The sequence below is a fragment of the Nocardiopsis sp. JB363 genome (assembly GCF_900143625.1).
GTDB lineage: Bacteria > Actinomycetota > Actinomycetes > Streptosporangiales > Streptosporangiaceae > Nocardiopsis.
Genome location: NZ_FRFF01000040.1, coordinates 37,847 through 59,525 on the forward strand (window position 1 = coordinate 37,847; position 21,679 = coordinate 59,525).

21 protein-coding genes and 1 pseudogene are annotated in these 21,679 nt (G+C 66.4%); 10 read left to right on the forward strand and 12 right to left on the reverse strand.

The window, feature by feature from the left end:
* Positions 1 to 35: 35 nt before the first annotated feature.
* Together BQ8420_RS06165 and BQ8420_RS06170 are read left to right on the forward strand one after the other, a co-directional pair.
* Positions 36 to 713, forward strand: coding sequence for a GntR family transcriptional regulator (locus BQ8420_RS06165; RefSeq protein WP_235005964.1), 678 nt, complete (start codon positions 36 to 38; stop codon positions 711 to 713).
* A gap of 79 nt (positions 714 to 792) precedes the next feature.
* Positions 793 to 2,118: an MFS transporter gene (locus tag BQ8420_RS06170; RefSeq protein WP_087096840.1), complete on the forward strand. Its 1,326-nt coding sequence runs from the start codon at positions 793 to 795 to the stop codon at positions 2,116 to 2,118.
* 60 nt (positions 2,119 to 2,178) lie between these two features.
* On the opposite strand, the gene BQ8420_RS06175 is transcribed toward BQ8420_RS06170, so the two are convergent.
* Together BQ8420_RS06175 and BQ8420_RS06180 are read right to left on the reverse strand one after the other, a co-directional pair.
* Positions 2,179 to 3,273, reverse strand: a complete 1,095-nt coding sequence (locus BQ8420_RS06175) for a cytochrome P450 (RefSeq protein WP_087096841.1) — start codon at positions 3,271 to 3,273, stop codon at positions 2,179 to 2,181.
* Positions 3,255 to 4,580, reverse strand: a complete 1,326-nt coding sequence (locus tag BQ8420_RS06180; RefSeq protein ID WP_087096842.1) for a cytochrome P450 — start codon at positions 4,578 to 4,580, stop codon at positions 3,255 to 3,257. The genes BQ8420_RS06175 and BQ8420_RS06180 overlap by 19 nt, the downstream gene beginning before the upstream one ends.
* Before the next feature lie 209 nt (positions 4,581 to 4,789).
* Between BQ8420_RS06180 and BQ8420_RS06185 the strand changes: the two genes are divergently transcribed.
* Positions 4,790 to 5,584 (forward strand): SAM-dependent methyltransferase, encoded by a 795-nt coding sequence (locus BQ8420_RS06185; RefSeq protein WP_087096843.1) that lies wholly within the window; start codon positions 4,790 to 4,792, stop codon positions 5,582 to 5,584.
* Between the two features lie 127 nt (positions 5,585 to 5,711).
* Here the strand turns inward: BQ8420_RS06185 and BQ8420_RS06190 are convergent, their stop codons facing one another.
* The 3 genes and pseudogenes from BQ8420_RS06190 to BQ8420_RS06195 form a co-directional block, all read right to left on the reverse strand.
* Positions 5,712 to 5,957 carry a DUF397 domain-containing protein gene (locus tag BQ8420_RS06190; protein WP_369825474.1) on the reverse strand — a complete coding sequence of 82 codons (246 nt, stop codon included), beginning with the start codon at positions 5,955 to 5,957 and terminating at the stop codon, positions 5,712 to 5,714.
* Positions 5,955 to 6,017, reverse strand: a pseudogene (locus tag BQ8420_RS33195) (DUF397 domain-containing protein); the annotation flags it as partial. The gene BQ8420_RS06190 and the pseudogene BQ8420_RS33195, both read right to left, overlap by 3 nt.
* Before the next feature lie 17 nt (positions 6,018 to 6,034).
* Entirely contained in the window at positions 6,035 to 6,886 is an 852-nt protein-coding gene (locus tag BQ8420_RS06195) for a helix-turn-helix transcriptional regulator (protein WP_087096844.1), read from the reverse strand.
* A gap of 230 nt (positions 6,887 to 7,116) precedes the next feature.
* Between BQ8420_RS06195 and BQ8420_RS06200 the strand changes: the two genes are divergently transcribed.
* The 4 genes from BQ8420_RS06200 (at position 7,117) to BQ8420_RS06215 (ending at position 9,709) form a co-directional block, all read left to right on the forward strand.
* The gene (locus BQ8420_RS06200; RefSeq protein ID WP_087096845.1) at positions 7,117 to 7,683 is read left to right on the forward strand and encodes an ATP-binding protein; all 567 of its coding nucleotides are present in this window, start codon (positions 7,117 to 7,119) and stop codon (positions 7,681 to 7,683) included.
* A gap of 131 nt (positions 7,684 to 7,814) precedes the next feature.
* Positions 7,815 to 8,234, forward strand: coding sequence for a hypothetical protein (locus BQ8420_RS06205; protein ID WP_235005965.1), 420 nt, complete (start codon positions 7,815 to 7,817; stop codon positions 8,232 to 8,234).
* 166 nt (positions 8,235 to 8,400) lie between these two features.
* Entirely contained in the window at positions 8,401 to 8,610 is a 210-nt protein-coding gene (locus tag BQ8420_RS06210) for a hypothetical protein (RefSeq protein WP_087096846.1), read from the forward strand.
* Between the two features lie 67 nt (positions 8,611 to 8,677).
* Positions 8,678 to 9,709: a ParA family protein gene (locus BQ8420_RS06215; RefSeq protein ID WP_087096847.1), complete on the forward strand. Its 1,032-nt coding sequence runs from the start codon at positions 8,678 to 8,680 to the stop codon at positions 9,707 to 9,709.
* 25 nt (positions 9,710 to 9,734) lie between these two features.
* Here the strand turns inward: BQ8420_RS06215 and BQ8420_RS06220 are convergent, their stop codons facing one another.
* On the reverse strand, positions 9,735 to 10,235 hold the full coding sequence (locus BQ8420_RS06220) for a metallophosphoesterase (RefSeq protein ID WP_087096848.1): 501 nt from the start codon (positions 10,233 to 10,235) through the stop codon (positions 9,735 to 9,737).
* Positions 10,236 to 10,601: 366 nt separating this feature from the next.
* Here BQ8420_RS06220 and BQ8420_RS06225 point away from each other — a divergent pair, with 366 nt between their 5' ends.
* Positions 10,602 to 11,117, forward strand: coding sequence for an NUDIX hydrolase (locus tag BQ8420_RS06225; RefSeq protein ID WP_200815831.1), 516 nt, complete (start codon positions 10,602 to 10,604; stop codon positions 11,115 to 11,117).
* Between the two features lie 139 nt (positions 11,118 to 11,256).
* Here BQ8420_RS06225 and BQ8420_RS06230 read toward each other — a convergent pair whose 3' ends face one another.
* Positions 11,257 to 11,673 carry an NUDIX domain-containing protein gene (locus BQ8420_RS06230; RefSeq protein WP_087096849.1) on the reverse strand — a complete coding sequence of 139 codons (417 nt, stop codon included), beginning with the start codon at positions 11,671 to 11,673 and terminating at the stop codon, positions 11,257 to 11,259.
* A 193-nt stretch (positions 11,674 to 11,866) separates the two neighbouring features.
* On the opposite strand from BQ8420_RS06230, the gene BQ8420_RS06235 reads away from it, so the two are divergent.
* Positions 11,867 to 12,238 carry a hypothetical protein gene (locus BQ8420_RS06235; RefSeq protein ID WP_087096850.1) on the forward strand — a complete coding sequence of 124 codons (372 nt, stop codon included), beginning with the start codon at positions 11,867 to 11,869 and terminating at the stop codon, positions 12,236 to 12,238.
* 51 nt (positions 12,239 to 12,289) lie between these two features.
* Here BQ8420_RS06235 and BQ8420_RS31325 read toward each other — a convergent pair whose 3' ends face one another.
* The gene (locus BQ8420_RS31325) at positions 12,290 to 14,347 is read right to left on the reverse strand and encodes a tetratricopeptide repeat protein (RefSeq protein ID WP_160049272.1); all 2,058 of its coding nucleotides are present in this window, start codon (positions 14,345 to 14,347) and stop codon (positions 12,290 to 12,292) included.
* A 651-nt stretch (positions 14,348 to 14,998) separates the two neighbouring features.
* Positions 14,999 to 15,379: a helix-turn-helix domain-containing protein gene (locus tag BQ8420_RS06240; RefSeq protein ID WP_087096851.1), complete on the reverse strand. Its 381-nt coding sequence runs from the start codon at positions 15,377 to 15,379 to the stop codon at positions 14,999 to 15,001.
* A gap of 113 nt (positions 15,380 to 15,492) precedes the next feature.
* Here BQ8420_RS06240 and BQ8420_RS06245 point away from each other — a divergent pair, with 113 nt between their 5' ends.
* Positions 15,493 to 16,350, forward strand: coding sequence for an SDR family oxidoreductase (locus BQ8420_RS06245; protein WP_087096852.1), 858 nt, complete (start codon positions 15,493 to 15,495; stop codon positions 16,348 to 16,350).
* Between the two features lie 102 nt (positions 16,351 to 16,452).
* Here BQ8420_RS06245 and BQ8420_RS06250 read toward each other — a convergent pair whose 3' ends face one another.
* From BQ8420_RS06250 to BQ8420_RS06260, 3 genes are all read right to left on the reverse strand, one after another.
* Positions 16,453 to 17,052, reverse strand: coding sequence for a hypothetical protein (locus BQ8420_RS06250; RefSeq protein ID WP_087096853.1), 600 nt, complete (start codon positions 17,050 to 17,052; stop codon positions 16,453 to 16,455).
* A gap of 277 nt (positions 17,053 to 17,329) precedes the next feature.
* Positions 17,330 to 18,073: a GntR family transcriptional regulator gene (locus tag BQ8420_RS06255; protein WP_087096854.1), complete on the reverse strand. Its 744-nt coding sequence runs from the start codon at positions 18,071 to 18,073 to the stop codon at positions 17,330 to 17,332.
* Between the two features lie 129 nt (positions 18,074 to 18,202).
* Positions 18,203 to 21,577, reverse strand: a complete 3,375-nt coding sequence (locus BQ8420_RS06260) for an NACHT domain-containing protein (protein ID WP_087096855.1) — start codon at positions 21,575 to 21,577, stop codon at positions 18,203 to 18,205.
* Positions 21,578 to 21,679: the final 102 nt, after the last annotated feature.

Sequence of the window (21,679 nt, forward strand, 5' to 3'; positions counted from 1 at the left end):
TCTATGTTGTATCCAACTAGGGAGGTCCTGTGAATGTGAGCGGTGTCGGAGGGCAAGGCCCGGTGGTCGGGGCGGCCACCACCCCGGAGTCGGCGGCGGGACGGGCCTACACCCTGGTCCGGAACCGGATCCTCGACGGGGAGTTCGAGGACGGCAGCATGCTCAGCGAAGGACAGATCGCCACGGAGCTGGGGATGAGTCGGACCCCGGTGCGCGAGGCCTTCCTCCAGCTCCAGGCCGAGGGCTGGATGCGCCTGTACCCCAAACGCGGGGCCATGGTCCGGCCGGTGCCGCCGCACGAGTTCCGCGAAGTGCTCCAGGCACGCCAGATCATCGAGTCCGCCGCGGTCCGGAGCGTGTGCGCGTCCAAGAACGGTTCCGAACGGCTGGTGCGACGCCTGCGCGAGGTGACCGAAGAGCAAAGGCGTGCCTGGGAGTCGGACGACCTCGCGGCCTTCACCCGCGCCGACGTCGAGTTCCACCGGGAAGTGGTCGCCGCGGGCGGAAATTCGCTCCTCCAAGGCTTCTACCAGCTCCTCCAGGACCGCCACCGGCGGATGACCACGCAGTCGATCAGTGACGACGCCGACCAGGCAGAACTCGTGCTCGCCCAGCACACCGGACTGACCCGGCTCATAGAAGAGGGCGACGCCGAAGGGTTCGCCCAGGCTACCGCCGAGCACCTCAACGACATCCACGGCTCCACCGTGTGACCCCTACTCCCTGAACCTTCGGACACGAATCCGACCCGACCCCCTCCCTGACCCCGAAACGCAGGAGGAAGCACCGACCATGGCCACGATCGAGGCCCACAGATCCCAGCCCGCACGCGACCGAAAGAACGTGGACGGGGCCGCGCGACGCCGTCTCCCCGGGTGGCTCGCCGTCTGCGGGATGCTCTTCGCCGTCGCCTGGGGCGGCAACGAGTTCACGCCGCTCCTGGTCATGTACCGCCTCGAAAGCGGTATGAGCGTCCAGGTCGTGAACATCCTGCTCGGCGCCTACGTGCTGGGGATCGTGCCCGCGCTGCTGGTCGGTGGTCCACTCTCCGACCGTTACGGGCGCCGACCCCTCATGATCCCGGCGCCGATCCTGTGCGTTGTCGGCAGCGGCCTATTGGCCCTGGGCTCGAACTCGGTCGCCTTGCTGTTCGCCGGACGTGTGTTCTCGGGATTGGCACTCGGCCTGGTGATGGCGGTGGGCACGAGCTGGGTCAAGGAGCTGTCCCAGGCGCCGTTCGACCCCGAGGCGTCGGCGGGGGCCGGGGCCGTCCGGGCCTCGCTCTCGTTGACCCTCGGGTTCCTGCTGGGGGCCGTGGTCGCCGCCGCCCTCGCCCAGTTCTCCCCGCTGTCCGCCGTCCTGCCGTACGCGGTCAACATCGCGCTCACTCTGGTACTGGCGGTGGCCATGCTGCGCGCCCCCGAAACCCACTCTCGGCGGACTCGTGGAGACGGTGCCGCTTCGGGGCGTCTCCTGGGCGACCTGTTGGTTCCGGCCGCGCTGCACCGCCGGTTCCTCCTGGTGGTCGTGCCCATGGCACCGTGGGTCTTCGGCACCTCGGCCACCGCCTACGCGATCCTGCCCAACCTGATCGCCCACCGGGTGCCCGGCTACGAGGTCGGGTTCTCCGGCCTGCTGTGCCTGGTGGCGCTGGCCTTCGGTGTCCTCAGCCAGCAGGCGGCCAAATGGGTGGACAGCCCGCACTCCTCCCGGGCGGTCGTGGTCGCCCTGGGCCTGGCCGCAGTCGGCATGGCCCTGGCCGTTTGGACGGCGAGCACCCTGACCGTCCCGATGGCGCTGGTGGCCGCCGCGGTGCTCGGCGCCGCCTACGGGCTACTGCTGGTCTCCGGCCTCCAAGAGGTGCAGCGCATCGCGGGCCCCGACCGGTTGGCCGGGCTCACCGCCGTCTACTACTCGCTCGCCTACCTGGGCTTCTTCGTCCCCGCGGCGTTGGCGGGGCTGACCCGCTGGCTCGACTACCCGACCATGTTCGCGATCGGGGCCGTGCTCGCGTTCCTGAGCGTGGTGGTGGTGGCGCTGTCGTGGCGCCGCCACCTGCCCACCGCGGTAGACCCGGTCGATCCCTGGGCGTCCCGGGTCTCTCACGGTCGGGTGTAGACGGCACGAGGCCCCGACCCGACGGACACGTGGTCGCGTCCGGGGGCCGGGGCGGGTGGTTCAGGAGGTGCGGACGGGCAGGATGGACCAGCCGCTGGCGACGATGGAGGGCTCGTGCACGGCTTCCCCGGCCAAGGACAGGTCGGGGAAACGCTCGAAGAGCATCTCCAGGGCGGTGGTCCCCTCCAGACGGGCCAGGCCGGCACCCAGGCAGAAGTGCGGACCGTACGAGAACGCCAGGTGTCCGCGCTGCTCGCGGGTCAGGTCGAACTCCTCGGCGTCGTCCCCGTGCTGCTCCGGGTCGCGTCCGGCCGGTCCGAAACCCATGAGCAGTGCCTCACCGGCCGGCACGGTGGCGCCGCCCAGGGTGACCTCCTCGGCGGTGTAGCGCAGTGGCAGGTACTGGATGCTCGCGTCCCAGCGCAGGGTCTCCTCCACCACGTCGGACCACGAGGCCCGGCCGGAGCGGACCATTTCCAGCTGGTCGGGGTGGGTGAGAAGCGCGTGCACGGAGTTGCCGATGAGGTTCATCGTCGTCTCGTAACCGGCGCCGATCATCAGGATGAGCGTCCACACCAGTTCGCTCTGCGACAGCCGCTCCTCACCCTCGGACCGTGCCTCCAACAGGGCGCTGGTCAGGTCGTCACCGGGGTCCTTCGCCTTGGCCTCGGCCAGGTCGGCCAGGAACGTCTGCATCTCGCCGTGGAGACGGGCGGCGTCCTCGGGGGTGGTGCTCGCGTCGAAGACGGTATGCATCATCCGGTGCAGGACGTCTCGGTGCTCGGGGGCCACCCCGAACAGCTCGGAGATGACGGTGATGGGCAGTGGCAGGGCCAGCGCCTCCTTCAGGTCCACCGTCTCCGTTCCGGCCGCCGCGATCTCGTCCAGCAACTCGGAGGTGATCTCCCGGACCCGGGGCCGCAGCGCCTCCACCCGGCGCGGAGTGAACGCCTGCGAGACCAGAGTGCGCAACCGACGGTGCCGGTCACCGTCGGCGGTGAGCATGTTGTCGGGCGCCACCCACGACACCAGCGGCCAGTCCATGGGGATCTCGCCGTCGTTCCACGCGCGCCAGTGCCGCAATTCCTTGCGCACCCCGGGGTGGGCGAGCGCCTCGGTCAACACCGCGTGGTCGGTCACCGCCCGAACAACCACGCCACCAACGATCTCCACCTCGACGAGGGGTCCGAGTTCACGGAGGCGGGCGGACTGTCGGTGGAGGTCCTGGGGGAGGAGGACGGGTCGCTGTTCTGCCATGACGGGGTTCCCTTCGAAAGGCCGGGTGTGAAGGTGACGGGCAGGGTGGACAGGGCACGGGCGAACGGCGAGACCCGCCAGCGCGGGGTCGGGTCGCTCGTCCGGAGACGGGGCAGGCGGCGGACCAGGGACTGGACGGCGACCTCGGCGATGGCCTGGCCGAACCCGCGCGCGGGACAGCGGTGCGGTCCCACACCGAAGGCCAGGTGGGCACGGTTGTGCTGTTCGACGTCATCGGCGGCGCCGGCCATCGCGTGGTGCGCCGCGGCGTAACCGAGCAGGATCGGTTCTCCGGCCTTGATCACCCCGCCGCGTTCGACGGGAACGTCCCGGGTCGGGTACAGCACGGGGTAGTTGGTGATCGGTGGTTCGCGCCACAGCACCTGGTCCACGAGCTCGGCCACACCGACCCGGCTGCCGCTGAGGGCGCTCGCGGTCTCGGGGTCGGTGAGCAGGACGTGCACGCTGGAGGCGACGAGGTTGGCGGTGGGTTCGGCGCCCGCACCGAAGGTCACCACCATCTGGTGCAGGATCTCCTCGTCGGAGAGCCCCGCCCGGTGCTGGAGCAGCCACGTGGTGATGTCCTCGCCGGGTTCGGCGTGCTTGGCGGAGACGGCGTCGGACAGGGCCCGCTCGTACTCCTGGTTGGCGCGCAGGACGTCGGTCCCGTCCCACAGTTCGCTGATGGAGGTGAGGACCCGTTCGGCCACGTCCCTGGAGAAACCGAACAGGTCGGCCATCACCATGAGGGGCAGCATCCGGGTGTACTCGGCGACCAGGTCGGTCTCACCCCGTTCGACGAAGGCGTCGATGAGCGCGTCGGCGTGTCGTCGCGTGACGTCACCGACTCGGCTCTCGGGCACACGGCCCAGGGAGTCCACCACGACCCGCTTGAGCCTGCTGTGCTCCTCGCCGTCGGCGTACAGCAGGTTGGGGCGGTGGGCCATCATCGCGGCGACGGGGGAGTCGTCGGGGACGCGGCCTTCTTTCCAGTCGCGCCAGAGCCGTGAGTCGCGGCGGAAGGTCCGGGTGTCGCGGCACCAGGCCGTGATGGTGGCGTAGTCGGTGACGATCCAGGCGTTGACGCCGGGGGCGATCTCCGCGGGGTGAACGCTGCCGTGCTCAGCGGTCAGGTGTCGGTGGATCGTGTGGGGGGCGGCGTGGTAGTCGGGGTCGAACAACCGGGCGGGGGGGCAGGTGGTCACACGTGTCCTGAACTACGTGGGCGGCTGGTGGGCGGGACAAGTGTAAAGGGCGTTTCGGGATTTTTGTCCCATTCCGTGGGTGGTCCCGGAACCCGACACCACCCGTTCCGTTCGATGCGTTGGAATCCCTTGCACCGTAGGGGTTTCCGTGTGATCCAGGGTCCGTAGGATCGGAACCTCCATGGCACGCCGATCGACGACGGGACGCGATGAACGAGAAGGACACGGCCATCGACACCACGGTGCCGCATTCGGCCCGGGTGTGGAACTACTGGCTCGGCGGCAAGGACAACTACCCGGTCGATCGAGAGGCGGGGGAGCAGTTCCTGAAGGTCTTCCCCGGCATCGCCCGGATGGCTCGCTCCTCACGGGCCTTTCAGGGCCGCGCCGTCCACCACCTCGCCGGTGAGTGCGGCATCCGCCAGTTCTTGGACGTGGGCACCGGACTTCCCACCGCTGAGAACACCCACCAGGTGGCCCAGTCGGTGGCTCCCGACAGTCGAATCGTCTACGTGGACAACGATCCGCTCGTCCTTACCCACGCGCGTGCGCTGTTGACCAGCACGCCCGAGGGGAGGACCTGGTACGTGCACGAGGACCTCTACGATCCCGAGGCCGTCCTGGAACAGGCCGGACGGTTTCTGGACCTGGAACAGCCCGTGGGCCTGATGCTGCTGGGGGTCCTGGGGCACGTTCAGGAGTACGACGAGGCCGTCTCCATCGTGCGCCGACTCTTGGCGGGCCTGCCTCCGGGCAGCCACCTCACCATCAGCGAGGGCAGCAACGTGCACAGCGAGGAGAACGTCCAGGCCCAGGACGAGTACAACGAGAGCGGTGCGGTCCCCTACATCCCGCGCAGCCCCGAACAGATCGCCGGGTACCTGGAAGGTCTCGAACTCGTCGACCCGGGTGTGGTCTCGGTGACCCGCTGGCGGCCCACTCTCACCGGCGAACAGGAGCCGGTCGAGGTCGACCAGTACGGCGGTGTCGGCCGCAAGGTCTGACCACTGTTTGGGGAGTGGGCCGTCCCAGCGGTGGCCTTAGGGAGGGGGCGAGGGGCGGGGTGGAACGACGGGGGGTGGTCGACAGGGGTTCCTGTCGGCCACCCCGGAGCGGTGGCGTCGGGCCGGGTCAGGCCTGAGGGGTTCGGGCGGTGGTGAGGAAGGCGTCCCATTCGGAGGAGGGGAAGGGGATGTGGCCGTTGGTGGGGTGCTTGGAGTCCCGGATCGCCGCGCCGCAGGGGAGTTCGGCGACCTCTACGCAGTTCGGCTCTTGGCCGCTGTGGGTGCTCTTCCGGAAGTCGGTGGGGATGTGCGCGACCTCCACGCAGTTCGGTGCTTGTCCGCTGTAGCTGCTCTTGTGGAAGTCGGTGGGGATGTGCGCGACCTCTACACAGTCGCCGTTGACTCCGCTGTAGCTGCTCTTATGCCACATCATCTCGTCGATCACTGCGCTCACTCTTCTAGATCTTGAAGTAGGCGATTAATGACGTTCAGAGACTGAGCTGGCGTCATCGCGCAACTCTGAGTGCTGCCGAACATGTCAGTAAAAAGCCTGACTTCATGCTCCTCTTCCAAATACATGCTAGTAACCGGGGTCTCCAGGTAAGCGATGCTGGCATCGCGGGGATCCATGAAGTCCATGATCACGTAGCTTCCCTCGGTTGACGGGTGGGCCCCTGCGGTGAAGGGGAGCACATAGATGCTGATGTTGTGCCGTGACGCCATGTGTGTCAGGTGTCGCAGCTGCTCACCCATCACCTGAGGCGACCCGACGACACGGCGCAACGCTGCTTCGTCGATGAGGGCCATGAGCTTGGGGGGCTCCACACGGTGCAGAACACCTTGTCGTGTAATGCGGGCGGCTACACGCTGAGCAACCTCGTCATCATCTCTGACCTCGTTCGCGCGGAAGATGGCGTCTGCGTACTGATGTGTTTGTAGTAGGCCGGGGATCACTTGAGCCTGGTAGGTCCGTAGCGCACATGCTTCAGCCTCAAAGTCGGCCAGCATCTGGGGCATGAGGTTCTTATAGTGCGCCCACCACCCCTTCTTGCCTGCCAACTTCGATAGCTCGTGAAGGGTTGTTCGGGTCGCATCTTCGACTTGGTAGAGGTCGAGGAGCTTGTTCAGCGTCAGGGCAGGAACTGTTCTGGACTCGGCCTGTTCGATTTTGCTCAGGTTCGACTTGCCCATCCCGGCCTGCTTTGCTGCCTCGAAAAGTGTCAGTCCGGCCTCTGCGCGAAGACGGCGAAGTTCAGCGGAGAGGCGACGGCGGCGGACGCTGGGGCTGTAGGGAGCTGCCATGTGAGCACTCTAGCGGATTCTTCGGTCATATTGCGGAGTTCGCTTGACTTGAGTGGAGTCCACTCGCACCATGGAACCTGTAGCCAGTGACTGGGCTCTCACTCAGGGTTCATGTGGCCAGGCTATGCCGTGCCCCTTTCCCTCCTCCGGGAAATCGTGAAGGCCGTCGGTCTTGCGGGTGCGTCGGATTGTCCATTTCCCTCACCTTTGTGACAGGAGTTCTGTTCGTCATGCCCGTAAACGCCCCTTTGGCCGGTCTGCCCGACGTCACCCTCCCTCTCGGTGAACTGGTCCCGCGGTTCCAGCGGCACTACTTCACCGGGCCGGCCGACATCCGCTTCTTCAAGTCGCGCTGCTTCACCTTCGGCCGTTCGGTCCAGTATATGCCGCTGGTCCGCGCCTTCCTGGACACCTGCGCGGCCGAACGCGACACCGACTACCGGTACCTGTTCACCCTGCTCGGCAGCGAGCTCGCCAACAATGCTCTGACGCACTCCCGTTCGGGGGAGCCGTACGGCTTCTACACCCTCAAATGCGAACGCCGCGACAACGGCCTGCGCCTGACCTGCCGGGACCAGGGAAGCAAGCACACCGACCAGGCGAGCCGGCCGAATCGGTTCGAGCACCTGACCACCTGCGCCTCACGCCTGACCAGCGACGCCGAGTCCGGGCGCGGCCTGGCGATGATCGACTCCCTAGCCAGTAGCTGGGGCGACAACGGGTTCACCGGCACCCGGCAGGTCTGGTTCTTCCTGGCCGGAGACCTGTCCGGCAGTAGCTGGAACAGCCTGCTCTGACCAGCAGGCTCCCTCAAGCACAGCACCACATCGCGACGTAGACGCGAAACGGGCCCAGAAAGCGCACCAACGCCTTCCGGGCCCTCAACCCTAAATTCCGCACAGTCTCACGTGTTCAGAAAGCAGGATCAGTGACGCATCCTATCCCCGCACCCCGCCCGTCCAGCGACCCGCTCTATCGCACCCGCCCGGGTCTGCCCCAGTGTGGCCTGATCGTCGGCCCGGTCTGCCCCTCCTGCGCACACCCTTCCTGCCGCAGGATCCGCGCCGAATGCCTGCCTCGACTGGGCGGTCACCTGGCCGAGTACCGCGACGAACACGCCTTCGCCGCCTCCCTCCAGGCCCGCAACCGGCACCTGATCATCTGGTATGGGGAGAAAACCGGCTCCTACTGGGTGGCTTCCTCCACCGGCCTGGCCGAAGTCCCCGACGCGCAGACCCTCACCCGACTTCTGACCCCGGAACCGCCTCCCGCGCCGACACCTCCGTCACCGTTCCTGAGGCCGTACCTGAATCCGACGAACCCGAACCTGAACCCGGTCCTGATCTGATCCGATCCTCCCCACACCCGGGCCGGGTGGTGCCAGCGCGCATCACCCGGCCTGTGGACAACCCGGGGTATCCCGTTGTGCCGGCCACCATCTCGCGCCCTGAATCAGGGCGCCGTCAGAAGTAGCCCACGTATGGGCCGACCTCACGAGACCGACAGGGGAAGCCATGAGCGAAAAGCCCACGGAATCAGGGAGCGTTCCGGGCGTGGGACGTGATGTGACCGGATACGTGTTGGTCCCCGCGAGATGGGGCGAACACTACGAACAGCTCCTCGAAGAACACGACGACGCCGAGTCCGTGCGGATTCTGGAAGCCGTGCAGGAAGGGCGAGAGCAGGTCTTCACCCATGACGAGGCATGGGGAGACGAGGAGTGATGCGTCAGTGTTCCCTGCGTCGGGGCTACACGTCCCCTTCGATGGACGTCTCTCCCTTGGATGGCGGATGACTTCGATAGCACTGTTCGACATCAAGGGCAGAAGCAGTAAAACCACGCTCGTCTACCACCTGGCACACATGTACCAGCGGCAGGGCAAGTGTGTTCTGGCCATCGACCTGGATCCGCAGTCCAATCTCACTTCGTCGTTCCTGGACGAGGACGACCTCGCCTTCCTCTGGGATGAGTCCGACCCGACCTTCCCCAGACACCAGGAAGCGCTCTTCTCCCGCTTCGGACTCGAAGGAGCCCGCACGATGGCGCACGCGGTCGAACCGATCGTCAGGGGGACAGGGGACATCCAGACGGTCGACCCCATCGAGGTGACCGAGAACCTATGGCTTGTGTCGGGTGACCTGGGGCTGAGTCGGTTCGAGGACGATTTTTCCAACAGTTGGGCACCGGGGTTCAGCGGTGACGAGAAGGCTCTGCGCACCACCTCGGCCTTCCACCGCATCATCCAGGACGCGCAACGGCGTATCGATCCGGACATCACGCTGATCGACGTGGGGCCCAACCTGGGCGCGATCAATCGGGCGGCGCTGCTGTCCGCCGACACGGTTCTCATGCCCTTGGCGGCTGATCTGTTCTCGCTGCGTGGTCTGCGCAACCTGGGGCCCACACTCAGGGAATGGCGGCACAAGTGGCAGCGGGTGGTTCTTCCTTGGGCGCCGAAGGGACTCGATCTTCCAGTCGGGCACATGAAGCCACTCGGCTACGTCATCATGCAGCCGGAGATGCGCCTGGACCGGCCGGTTCAGGCCTACCGTCGTTGGCTGGATCGGATTCCGATGGTCTACGACCGCTTCGTCTTGGACGGAAGCGGAGACCCGGCAGGTACCGAGCACGAGATCGCCACCATCCGCAACTACCGCAGCCTCATGCCACTGGCCCATGACGCCCGAAAGCCCATGTTCGACCTACGTGCGGCCGATGGGGCCCTGGGCAGCACCCAGGCGTTCGTCCAGACCTGCTACCGGGACTTTCGGGACCTGATGGAGAAGATCGACGCCCGCCTCGCACAGACCGTGAACGATTGAGGAACCGGGTGGCTCCGGTCCCGGATCAGTGGCCGGTCTCGACTCGATGTAGCCGCAGGTCGAGTCGACCGGCCTCGATCTCGGCCGTCATGTAGGTGTGGTGGGGCTGCCTACGGCGGTCGGTGGGCGAACCCGGGTTGAGCAACCGCAGCCCGGTATCGGTGTGGGTGTCCCAGGGGATATGCGAGTGGCCGAAGACCAGTACGTCCACGTCGGGGAAGCGCTTCGCGCACCGTCTCTCCCGCCCCTGGGCCGCTCCTGTCTCGTGGACGACCGCGAAGCGTAGGTCGCCCAGGTCCGCACGCGCCACCTCGGGCAGCCGCTCGCGCAGCTCGGGTCCGTCGTTGTTGCCGTACACGCCGATGACCCGCTCGGCTCTCGCTTGAAGGGAGACCAGCGAATCGAGGTCGCACCAGTCGCCCGCGTGGATGACGACGTCCGCGCGGTCGACCTCCTCCCACACCTGAGCGGGAAGGTCGCGGGCACGTCGCGGCTGGTGGGTGTCGGAGATGATCAACAGACGCATGGCCCGCACAGTACTCGGCGACCAGGTCGGGCAGCGTCTTCTGGAGCCGAATTCCTGCCCGGCCCTCTCCCGCACCTGAGCAGCACAGGTCACACCCGGTAGCCGTGGTGGGCCAGGGTGATCTCCTCGCGTTCAGCGAAGGTGAATATCCATCGTTTTTGCATGATTAACCCCTGTGACCTGCGGTGTTGCTGCGACGGTATGACACCGCCCGTCACAGATTTCCTTGAACCGAAGCAGTGACAACAGTTGGTACCGACCACATCGGCTACCTGACGCTGGTGGTCGGTCCGGGTGTTACCGACCAGTGCATGTGCTTCCCGGGACACTGCCGTGCCCTACTGTGCCGGTGTGAGTGCGCAATGGATGATCCACGGCGAGAAGCTCGTAGACGAGAACCGGCACATCCGGCTGTCCACGGTCGACATCACCCTCCCGGATGGGGTGTCCTTCAGGCAGTACGTCGTGGTGATGCCCCCGGCCGCGATGACGCTGGTGGTCAACGACCAGCGCGAAGTGCTCCTGATGCGGCGGCACCGGTTCATCATCGACCGCTGGGTGTGGGAGCTGCCGGGCGGATACGTGGACGGCGCCGAGGACATCGAGGGCGCGGCGGCGCGTGAGGTCGAGGAGGAGACCGGGTGGCGTCCCCGCTCGATGGAGCACATGGTGACCTTCCAACCCGCGATCGGGTCGGTGGACCAACCCCAGATCCTCTATCTGGCTCGCGGCGCTGATCTGACCGACACCCCTCCCGACATCAACGAGGCACAGGAGATCCGCTGGTGGCCTCTGGAGGAGGCAGCGAAGATGATCGACCGCGGAGAGATCGTCGGTGCGTCCACCGTTGTGGCGGTGTACCGGGCGCTCACTCTGATGTGACGGCTTCTCCGGCGCGCACCGTGAATGAAGTTGCTTCAGTTCGGTAGACACCTGTGAGCTGGGGTTTTACGCAGCCTGTGGCAACACCGCAGGCTGGCCTTGGGGAGCGGCCAGAGCCAGCGGACGGTAGGCGCGGTGGTCACGGGCGCGACTGGGCGAACCAGGCCAGGACCGACCGCTTGTAGCCCTCGGGCATCGGCAGACCGGGCACCTCCGCCTCGGTGAACAGCCCGGCCTCCTTGTGTTCGCTGGAGACCACGACCGGGGCCTGGGAGTCGACGCGGCACCCGTAGGTGACGATGAAGACGTGCCGGTCGACCTGGGTGATGTGGTAGATCCACGAGTCGAGGATGTCGGCTACCTGAACGGGCCAGCCCGTCTCCTCCTCGATTTCCCGGGCCAGGCACTCCTCAGGGGTCTCGTCGATCTCGATCTTGCCGCCGGGAAGTTCCCACTCGTCGCGTTCGTTGCGCAATAGCAGCACCCTGTCATCGCGGATGACGATGCCCTTGACCGAGATGGGGAACATGTGCGGGACGTAGGGAGTGTCGGACACGGGAGGGCTCGCTTTCGAAGGCGTGCAGGATCGACACCGGCGAAGCTAGCAGGGAACCGCCTGTCCTTGGGCGGATCGTGCCTTGACAGGGGGTACCCACCCTGTTGATCCAACCTGACCCCTACCGGGGCCTGCAACGCTCCCATATTGACGGGGTGTGGACCTGAGCCTAGCCGTCTCACGGAATGCACGCATGAGCGGAGACCGAGATGACGTCGTCGCCCACGCTCCATCCTTGGCGGTACTGCGCACACCTCAGGGAGTGACGGTCCCGATCAACGAAGACTTGGTGCCGCTCATCCCCCGGCTCTGGGACTTCGGTATTCGCACCCGGTCGAACTGTCAGGACTACAGGGCCATGTTGGCCGCTTCATCTCCTGGACTGGCGGCGGGGGACCGCCGGTGCATCGACTTCTACGTCGACCGGATGTGGCTGGAACTGGAGGCGGAGGACGCCAAGGAGTTGGTGGGCTTGCTCAGCCGTGCCCCGCGCTCCGCCTGGCCCTGTCCTAGTGGGGCCTCACCGAGTCTTGGTGGTGTGTACGCCCGCTTCTGCCCGATCTAATCGGAATTCGAGGGAAGACGGCGCCCAACGCGCAACTTTGGAGTGATGAGATTACCGGTTCGGTTCCTGGTCATCCCAGATCCATGGGTCTGCAGGAGATCCGTCAAGATCGCGACCGTAAGGCAGAAATGGACTGGGGAGTTCGAAGAAAGAACCGGAATCCATGGACTCGCGATCCATTTCTTCCACTAGCGATTCCCATTCGCTTGAACGCAAATGGATAATCAGGGGATCTTTGTCCAGATTTGATGAAGTGGTGCTATTGGCTATCTCTTTGATTTTCTCAAGGAGGATAAACGCCTTGTAGGAATTTGCAGGAGTGGCATCTAGGGCGTGGATTCCAAGTTTGAGGGCTGAATCGTGCTCTCCGATTCTGGCTAAGGTGTCCATTAGAAGGCCTGTCTGGTGTGTATTCCTCAAATCTGCGCTCCTGGATGCGCGCCGGGCGAGTTTTAGGGCATCTTCATTTTCGCCGATGTAATGCAGTAAACTGACTAGTTCAGATGCCCTTCCAGCATCTGAAATGTCGATGTGATGGATTGCTTTCTTTGCGACTTGGAGGGCGAACCTAGGTTCCCCGAGCTTATACATTGCTCGTGCCAAGAAGGAAGCTCCGACTGAGTCTGACGGGTCTAATCTATTGCTGGCCTGGAAGGCGAGCTTGGCAGCAGCGTGACTTTCTCCAGCCTCATTCAGGCTCATTGCTAATGCCGCAGATGTAAACGTGTCATTAAGGTCGTTTTGTGGGGTTGCCCGGGTGGTGATTATTGCTGCAGATTCGACTTCCCCAAGGACTGTTAGTGTATCCGCTAGGCTAATTGCCCCGTGAATGTCTGCAGTATCCAAATATTCGATGGCTTGTGAAGCAATTTGAACGGCTGATTCGTGTTGTCCTGCTTCCTTTAGCTCTTCCGCTAGTATCGTAATGAAGTTTGTGTCGGCGGGGTTTGCGTGCTCAATGAACCACTTTAAGCCTCGTCGGTTTGGATCGACTTCTGGAGAAAGGGCCATCATTAGATGAATGGGAGAGGTTAACTCACGGGCGGGAGGAAGCATTAAGCACAGCCTGACTGTATGTCTCAAGAATCCACGTTCGCAAGCAGATTTAGCAATCTTGGCTAAATCATCGGGATCTGTGAGGTGGTTTTCTGTAGCCCTCCAGAATGACGGTGGGGGGCATAGTTCTACCCGCTCTTCTCGTCCAAATTGTTCCAGATAATCCGCTAGTCGGTAATTGATTCCTCTGGTTTCAGGGGCGGATTTGCGTCGTTGGTGGCGGCGTGGTCGTGCTTGTCGCAAGGGAGACAGTCCGCCGTGCACGGGTTGGCTAGTTTCAACCAAGGCGTGTTCGACCCAGTCATCCTCAAGGGAATCGTATTCATCGTCGCAAATGTAGTCTTCGGAGCCCTCGTCCAAAAATCCTAAGGGAAGGTTCAGTCCAATTCCGAGACGGCGAGCATCCATTGCTGTATGCAATACGGCTTTTGCGCCAGGGGAAGCGGTTTGATAGCGACGAAGAAGTTCAGGTGCTCCTGCTAGGGTTTGTGCTAAGCGACCATTTCTGGTGTGTGCAAGTGCGTGGGCAAGTTGGCTGTCACCGTCCTCGGCTAACTTTTTTGCGGTCTCGATTTCGGATTCCTCGAAGCCGGAAGGCACCGGAAGTTGGCGGCCTTCCAAGAGCATTCTTACCTGGGCATGCTGATCTGCTGTGCCTGGTTTGGGTGGAGAGGTGTAGATGCGGGCGTAGCTCTCCCATAGCGTGCCCAGAACTAGAACTGGGGTACGGTCAGGAGTTGTGAGTAGAGTGTGTAGAGCCGCAGCTATGCGTTCTCCGAGGCCACCACTAGCACCGAGATAGTACTGAGCCTCATTGAGCCAGATCACGGTGTGCGGACTGATGTTCTCCAGGTCAGCTAACGCTGCCTCGGCACGACTTGGGTCGAACGGATGCCATAACCGCCAACCGAGGTCTGCCAGCGGTTGGACAGCTTCCCAACAGGCGCGGGTCTTGCCGGTAGAGGAGGAACCGATCAGGACCACCATCCCGCTGCGCCCTTCACCCGCGGCTTCGACAATGTGTGTCAGTTCCTCATCGTGAGGTCGGCGCACGTAGGTGGGCAGGGTGACGGTTGAGCGCTGCGGCAGAGACCCACTACTGCCTGAACCGGATTGGGCATCGACTGCTGGGTGAACCTCGAGATTATGGGGATCCCAGTCCGAGATGGGAAGACCTAGCGAGTCAGACCGTGTGTCGGCAGGCGGTGCTTCGTCTGTCTTCACAGGGTGCAAGTTCACCGTGACTTGCTCCCCCTGTATGAGAGTGGACTCCTGAACATCTCGGGCCAGATTGCGAGTTTCGTGGGAGCGTGGGTTGGGGGTGCTCATACCTCTCCTGGAGCGAAACGGTGTGTGCCCACGGTAGAGGAAGCCACCGTCTGCCGCTCTGCTTTGTTCGCTGCTGTGGTCATCGCCTGAGCTTCAGGGCGGCTCGGAAGCGAAAATTGAATAGGCAAGCGAGGCGCTGCCGCTGGGCACTAAGGCATGCTGCTCGGTGTCTTGACCACAGTTCGTGCACTCCCATGCGCCCGCAGAACCATGTTCATGGTGGGAGCTGGACACGGCATCGGGGCTCCGCGTAACCGTTGGTGCACCCTCGACGCGAAGATGGCTGTTGGTGTGCGAGCGATGTCCGCTAGTCAGGGGCTTGAGCTTCTGGGGTGAGTGACGGTAATCGAACCCGTCCGTCCAGTGGGAAAGAGCTCAGTCCTCCGGGTCGGCGGAGTATTCGCCGACCCATTCCAGGAGGGGGATGAGCAGCTTCGTCACGTCCTCGCCCGGGACGGTCAGCCCGTACTCCACGTAGGGCGGGACGACCGGGCGGGAATCACGATAGACCAGGCCGTCCGCTTCCAGGACGCGCAGCGTCTGGGCGAGCATCTTCTCGCTGATGACGGCGATGCCGTGGCGCAGCTCGCTCCACCGACGCGGCCCCTCGGACAAGGCGACTAGAACCAGGATCCCCCACTTGCCGGTGATGTCGCGCATCAGGGCACGGGAGGGGCAGTCGCTGCTCAGGATGCGACCCCCGATCAGGGGGAGTTCGCGCCGGCCTTCCGACTCTTCGGTTCCAGGTTCGCTCATGGCACCACCTTACCTAAAGGTGGGTACCCCACCAAAGGAATGTGTTGCTGAACGGCGCGGTTGCCCATGGACAGGACACACCGTCCACTCCCGTCACAGAACTGAGGAACAGCATGTCCGTCGTCGTCACCGGTGCCACCGGCCACCTGGGCCGCCTCGTCGTCGAATCCCTCCTGGAGCGCGGCCTGCCCGCCGAGGAGATCACCGCGACCGGCCGCGACACCGCCAAGCTGGCCGACCTGGCCGAACGCGGCGTCACCACCGCACGGGCCGACTTCGATGACCCCGCCTCCCTGCGCGCCGCCTTCGCCGGGGCCGAGACCCTCCTTCTCGTCTCGGGCAGCGAGGTCGGCAAGCGCACCCCTCAGCACCGCAACGCCATCGAGGCCGCCAAGGAGGCCGGCGTCGGTCATCTCGTCTACACCAGCGTTCTCCGGGCCGACCGGAGCACCCTCTCCCTGGCCCCCGAACACAAGGCGACCGAAGAGATGCTGGCCGACTCCGGCCTGCCCCACACCCTGCTGCGCAACGGCTTCTACAGTGAGGTCTTCTCGACCCAAATGGAGCAGGCCCGAGAGCAGGGAGTCTTCGTCGGCAGCGCGGGGGAGGGACGCGTGTCCAGCGCCTCGCGCCCGGACTACGCCGAGGCCGCCGCCGTGGTCCTGCTCGACCCCGCCGCGCACACCGGTGCCGTGTACGAGTTGGCCGGCGACCAGGCCTGGACCTACGCCGACCTGGCCGCCGCCATCGGACAGGTCCTGGGTCGGGAGGTGGCCTACGAGGACCTGAGCGAGGACGACCACCGGGCGGCGCTCATCGGAGCGGGCCTGGACGAGGGCACCGCGGGGTTCGTCGTCGGTATCGACACCGGCATCCGCGAGGATGAGCTGTACGAGGAGTCGGGCGTGCTGTCCAAGCTGATCGGTCGCCCCACCACCCCGATCGTCGACACCCTGCGTGCCGGTGTCTGACCGGGCCGACCTGTGAGGGGCGCCGACCCATGACGCCGGAAGGGGCGGTGCGCGTCGTTCGACGCGCACCGCCCCTTCCCCATGCGAGCTTCGACGATCCGCTCAGGACTGCTGGGGCGTGACCTCCGAGTCATCCTTGTCGACGTCGGGGGAGGCGTCCTCCCCGCGCCACCCCTTGCCGAAGATCGCGTTGTTCAGGGCGTCCGTGGTGAATACGGTCACGGCGGTCAGCACGCAACCGTACGCGAAGATACCGACCAGCCAGAGCAGCGTCAGCCGGGGTGCGTCCTCGCCGATCATCGGCATGACCAGCATGACCACCAATCCCTGCACCACCCCCAGGAGCGCGGCGGGCACGACCGCGAAGGGCGTGTTCGCCAGGAAGACCCTGTGCACGAACAGCACCAGGAAGATCACCACCGTGACGCCCACGCTCAGTAGGGCGGGCTGCGGCACGTTCGGCAGTAGCCCGGCCACCAGTGTGAACAACCAGAACCAAACGACCCCGACGGTGAAGCTGAGGAACATCGCGACCAGCCCGCCCACCGGCATGCGCAGGGCGAAGAACAGCACGATCGGCAGGATCACGAACGGTGTGTAGGCGACCATCGGGGTGAGCGCCTGGAACGGCAAGAGCAACAGGGTGATCAGGATCGGAGCCGCGATCGATTCCAGGAGGATCGCGGAGGTGGCCTTGGACATTGTGTGGTCTCCAAGAGGTGACGTCGGGGGATGCGGGGAGGGCCGTGGACGGGGCTCGGCGCCGCTTCGGGAACGCGGAGGTCTCATCGAAGACCTGGCCGGTCCGCCACCGTGCGGATGTGATCTGGACTACATATTGATATGTTGTTATACCAAAGTCAAGTACATGTCTCTCGGCTTCTCGAAGCGTCACACACCGGTGACCACCGGTTTCACCGACGACCCGAGGGCGAGGGCACGGCCGCGAGCACCACCACGACCGATGCCCACCGGTGACTCACTGGTTCGTGACGAACCGGTACTTGAACTCCTCGGCGCGGTGCACCGCCGAACGCCACCCCGCGGGCAGCCCCCCGACCGCGTAGAAGATCGTCTCGATGGCCAGCAACGGGCTTCCCTCCGGAACCCCCAGGGTCGCCGCGTGCCCGGTATCGGCGGAGGTCGCCCAGGCCTCGTGCTCGGCCCGGTCCAGCGCGATACCGAACTCTGCCTCCAACAGTTCGAACGCCGAACCCGTGCTCGCCAGTTCTTCGGCGGTCGGGTCGAACCCCTCGGGCGCCCGGATGTAGACGTCGGCCTCCACCAACGGCTCGTCCTCCACCAGGATCAACCGCACGAAGTGCAGCAGCCGCTCGTGCGGCTCCGCGCCCAAGCGGTCCCGGATCGGGTCCGGTGGCTCCACGCGTTCGACACCGGACACCTTCGACGCCGGGTGCAGGCCGCTCTCGAACAGGTATTGGTACAGCGCCCCCGGCCTGACGTCGGCCGGTCGATGCACCCGCGCACCCGGAACCGGGAAGGTGCCCTTTCCCTGACGTCGGTAGACGTACCCCTCGATGGTCAGTTCCTTGAGCGCCTGACGGATGGGCGCCCGGCTCACGGTGAACCGGTCGATCAACTGCGCCTCGGTCATCGGCGTCTGTGGGTCCGCGGACCCCCCGGAGATCTCCGAACGCAGGAGGTCCTTGATCTGTCGGTACAGGGGAACCCCGGATGAATGATCGAGTTCGCCGGTCGCCATGGTTGTTCGGGTCCTTCACGTCTTCGGTCGCCGATAGTGTCCGTGTCCTTCCGGAAGTCAAGCACAGAGCGGCCACGCCACGAGCCACGTGCGGGTCCGGGCCGTACGGCGACGCCCGCACCGGCGAGGTCAGGCGGGAGAGGGGGACTCGTCGCGGGAACGGTGGAGTTCCAGGAGGAGTCGGGTGGTGTCGGCATCACGTTCGACCCCCGTGTGTCCCCGCCCCCGCAACAGCTCGATGGCCTCCTCCACCCGTCCCGACTCGGCCAGGTGGCGGGCCAGCCGCCGCCTGGCCCTGACGTCGTCCCGCGCCAGGCGCCGCAGGCGGCGCACCCTGCCCAAGCGCGCGTAGGAGTCCGCCAGCGCCTCGCCGATCTCCTCGGCACGGGGATCGAAGCCCAGCTCCAGGGTGCGCAATGCCCGCTCCGGGTGTCCCTCGGCGACCTGGGCGTCGGCCAGGGTCAACGCCGCGCCCGCGTCACCCTGCCGGGCGCGCTGCTCCAGCTCCTGCCACCGGCCCAGGTCGAGCAGGACCACGGCGAGCCGACGCCCGGCCCACTCGCGCCCGCGGTCGGCCTGACGGCGCAGCTCCGGCAACGCCGCCTCCGGCCGTCCGTCGCCCAGGTGCAGGTCGATGATCTTGGCGTCGATGCTCCACAGGTGCGTGCCGACCTGTTCGCGGTGCCGGTCCTTGATCTCCTCCAGCACCTGGACGGCCTTCTCGGTGTCGCCCGCCCGGGTGCACAGGTCGGCCTGGCCCAGGAACGCCCAGCAGTGCTCCCTGACCTGGTAGGACTCCAGGATCCGGGCGGCGCCGGCCAGGTCGCCGTGGGCGATGAGGGCCGGGGCCAAGCGCTGGGCCGACCACCAGTCGCCGCGCTCCGCGCGGGCGGTCAACGCCGACAGGTTCCCCTCCTCGGCGAGCAGCGACGCCAACCGTTCCGCACTCCACCAGTCGCCCTCCGCCGAACGGGCGGACAACCCTTCGAGATCCCCGCGCTCGGCCAACGACGTCGCGAGGTTGTGCGCGGCGTGCCAGCGGGGCGCGTCGGCCAGGGCCGAGGTCCCCAAACGCTCCAGCGCTTGGGCGGCGGTCCACAGGGCCCCGTCCGGCACGTAGTGCAGGGTCGGAAGCCGCTCCACCTGGGCGGCCGGCCCCTCCCATCCGCCGCGATCGGCCATGGCGGCCAACTCCACGGTGTCGCCCTGGGCGGCCAGGGCGTCGGCCAGCCGTTCGGTGACGGCGTGGTCGCCGGTGGCCGCCAGCAGGCGCAACTGGTCGAGTTCGCCGCGTTCGACGAGGACGTCGGCCCATCTGAGGCGCGCCGGGCGACTGCCGCCGCGCGCCAGTTCGCGCAGCCGTTCGTGGTCGCCGCGTTCGGTGAGCACGTCGGCCAACCTGATCTCGGCGGTGGAACTCTCCCGTTCGGTGACCAGTCGGTGCAGCGCGTCCACGTCACCGCGTTCGGCGTACAGCTCGACGAGGTTGTGCAGCTCCACGCTCTCGTCCAGGCGCCGCCCCTGGGGGTCCCCGCCCTGCCCCGCCGCCCCGTACAGGCTCTGGACCTGCGAGGTGAGTCGGGCGATCTCGACGTCGTCGGCCAGGTGGTCGCGGATCAGGGGGTGATGGAACCGCCAGGTCGGCCCGTGTCCGCGCACCAGACCGGCCTCGCGCAGTCGGTCGACGAAGAGGTCCAGCCGTCGGGGCAGTCGTCCCCTCGCGGCCAGGAGCAGGTGGGTCACCCGGAAGCGAAACCAGGGCCACAGCCCGAACGGGTGGGCGGAGGTGAGCGCGCACACCAGGAACGCCGACCCGGCGGCCGACAGGGACCCGCCCGCCTGCGGAACGGCCCAGCCGGCGAGGGCGAAGCAGAGCGCACCGAACAGACCGAACCCGAACCCGAGCGCCATGGCGGCGGACAGGGCGTCGGCGGGCCCGACGTCGACCGGGGGACCGTTGCGCGGTCGGTTCAGCCACACCTGGGCGAACGCGAGCACGACACCGAACAGCCCGCCCAGGAGCAGGCCCGTCACCCCGCCGGTCACCGCCACCCCGACGAGGGTTCCGTACAGCAGCGCCGACAGCGCGTGCGCGGGACGGTCCCACTCCATCCCGCGGGTGTTGTCCCTGGGGTGCCCTTCGGTGGACAGGTCGGTGTTGCGCCACAGCGGGGAGAACACGCCCAGGGAACCCAGGACGAGGAGGGTGGCCAGCGCGAGGGGGGACTCGGGGGAGGCGGCGACGCCGCCGGTGCCCAGGATCGGGGTGGCGAGCACGGCGACCACCACCGCGAGCAGGGCGGGCAGCAGGCCGTGGGTGAACCATCGGGGGAGCAGCCCCCCGTGCAGCCGCCACCAGTGGAAGCGCTGTCGCCCGGTGAAGTACAGGTGGTAGGCCAGGTGCGCCGCCCACCTTCGTGCCCGTTCCGGGTCGGTGCCATCGGCGTCGAAGGCCTGCCGGACGCGTTCGTGGACCAGGTGGCGCAGTGTGGAGGAGCGTTCGGCGACCTCCACCAGCTCGGCCGGTTCGGCGCCCGGGGGACAGTGGACGATCCGGGCCAGGTCCAGGGCCAGGGGCGAGCGCGAGGCGCGTGCGAGGGGACCGGAGCGGCGGTGTTCGATCCGCTCCACCACCGGCGCCCACCGGGGTTCGACGTCGGCGGGCCCCGGGGCGGGTTCGGTGTCGGTGAGCAGGTCCAGCGCGTCGGTGGGGCCGACCGGGCCGAGCAGGATCCTGGCGCAGTCGGGCAGGGCGTGGGGGGAGAGTCGTTCGAGGGCCGCGAACTCCTGTGTGCGACAGGTGACGAGGAGGGGGGCTCCGAGGGTGCGTAACCCCTCGATCGCGGCCAGGGCCGTGGGTCGCCAGGCCGGTCGGACCTGGTCCAAGCCGTCCAGTACGAGAAGGACGCGTCCCTCGTGGATGAGCGCGTGGAGCTCCCGCTCCGAGGGTGGATCGGTTCCGGGGTGGAGCGCGAGACGACTGACCCGGGCGGCGTGCAGGGCCACGTCCTCGTTGGCCTCGGGGTTCCAGGTGCCCAGGTCGAGGACGAGCGCGTGCCGTTCGGGATCGTCCCGGGTGAGCCGCCGGGCCAGGGTCGCGGCCAGGTACGACTTACCTGACGCGGGTTCGCCCAGCACGAGCAGGCGGGGATGTGCGAGGCCTTCGAAGACGGTGTGCACGTCGTGGAGGGAACCCTCGGGCGCCGATCCGTCGGGTGAGGTGAAGACGGTCCGCAATGGATGTTCCGGGGCGGGACCCGGGTGGTGCGGGCCGATTTCCTCTCGCTCTCGGGGGCGGTCGGTGTCGGAACCGGGTCGCGGTGATCGGCGAAGGGACATGGCGATCCAGGCCGTGTAGGTCGCCACCATGGCCGCGGTGACCCATACGGCGGGTTCGGTACCGGGTGTGACCGCCTCCCCGTCCAGGACGAGGGGACCGGCCGTGAGGGCACCCGTGAGGATCGCGCCCAGGGCGATCCGGGTCTTCTTCCCCGCTTCGCGCATGGGGCACATTATGTACCGAGCGGGGTGTCCCTATTGGTGCGGATCGAGATATTGGTCGCGCGATCGCGACAAAGGGCGGTGCCGGGGTTGTCGGTGGGGCCC

Excerpts from the sequence above, each read along its gene's own strand:
- BQ8420_RS06225 (WP_200815831.1), top strand. The coding sequence starts at position 10,602 with ATGATCCACGGCGAGAAGCTCGTAGACGAGAACCGGCACATCCGGCTG.
- BQ8420_RS06215 (WP_087096847.1), top strand. The coding sequence starts at position 8,678 with ATGACTTCGATAGCACTGTTCGACATCAAGGGCAGAAGCAGTAAAACC.
- BQ8420_RS06250 (WP_087096853.1), bottom strand. The coding sequence starts at position 17,052 with ATGTCCAAGGCCACCTCCGCGATCCTCCTGGAATCGATCGCGGCTCCG.
- BQ8420_RS06200 (WP_087096845.1), top strand. The coding sequence starts at position 7,117 with ATGCCCGTAAACGCCCCTTTGGCCGGTCTGCCCGACGTCACCCTCCCT.
- BQ8420_RS06220 (WP_087096848.1), bottom strand. The coding sequence starts at position 10,235 with ATGCGTCTGTTGATCATCTCCGACACCCACCAGCCGCGACGTGCCCGC.
- BQ8420_RS06195 (WP_087096844.1), bottom strand. The coding sequence starts at position 6,886 with ATGGCAGCTCCCTACAGCCCCAGCGTCCGCCGCCGTCGCCTCTCCGCT.
- BQ8420_RS06255 (WP_087096854.1), bottom strand. The coding sequence starts at position 18,073 with ATGGCGACCGGCGAACTCGATCATTCATCCGGGGTTCCCCTGTACCGA.
- BQ8420_RS06245 (WP_087096852.1), top strand. The coding sequence starts at position 15,493 with ATGTCCGTCGTCGTCACCGGTGCCACCGGCCACCTGGGCCGCCTCGTC.
- BQ8420_RS06240 (WP_087096851.1), bottom strand. The coding sequence starts at position 15,379 with ATGAGCGAACCTGGAACCGAAGAGTCGGAAGGCCGGCGCGAACTCCCC.
- BQ8420_RS06185 (WP_087096843.1), top strand. The coding sequence starts at position 4,790 with ATGAACGAGAAGGACACGGCCATCGACACCACGGTGCCGCATTCGGCC.
- BQ8420_RS06235 (WP_087096850.1), top strand. The coding sequence starts at position 11,867 with ATGAGCGGAGACCGAGATGACGTCGTCGCCCACGCTCCATCCTTGGCG.
- BQ8420_RS06210 (WP_087096846.1), top strand. The coding sequence starts at position 8,401 with ATGAGCGAAAAGCCCACGGAATCAGGGAGCGTTCCGGGCGTGGGACGT.
- BQ8420_RS06260 (WP_087096855.1), bottom strand. The coding sequence starts at position 21,577 with ATGCGCGAAGCGGGGAAGAAGACCCGGATCGCCCTGGGCGCGATCCTC.
- BQ8420_RS06170 (WP_087096840.1), top strand. The coding sequence starts at position 793 with ATGGCCACGATCGAGGCCCACAGATCCCAGCCCGCACGCGACCGAAAG.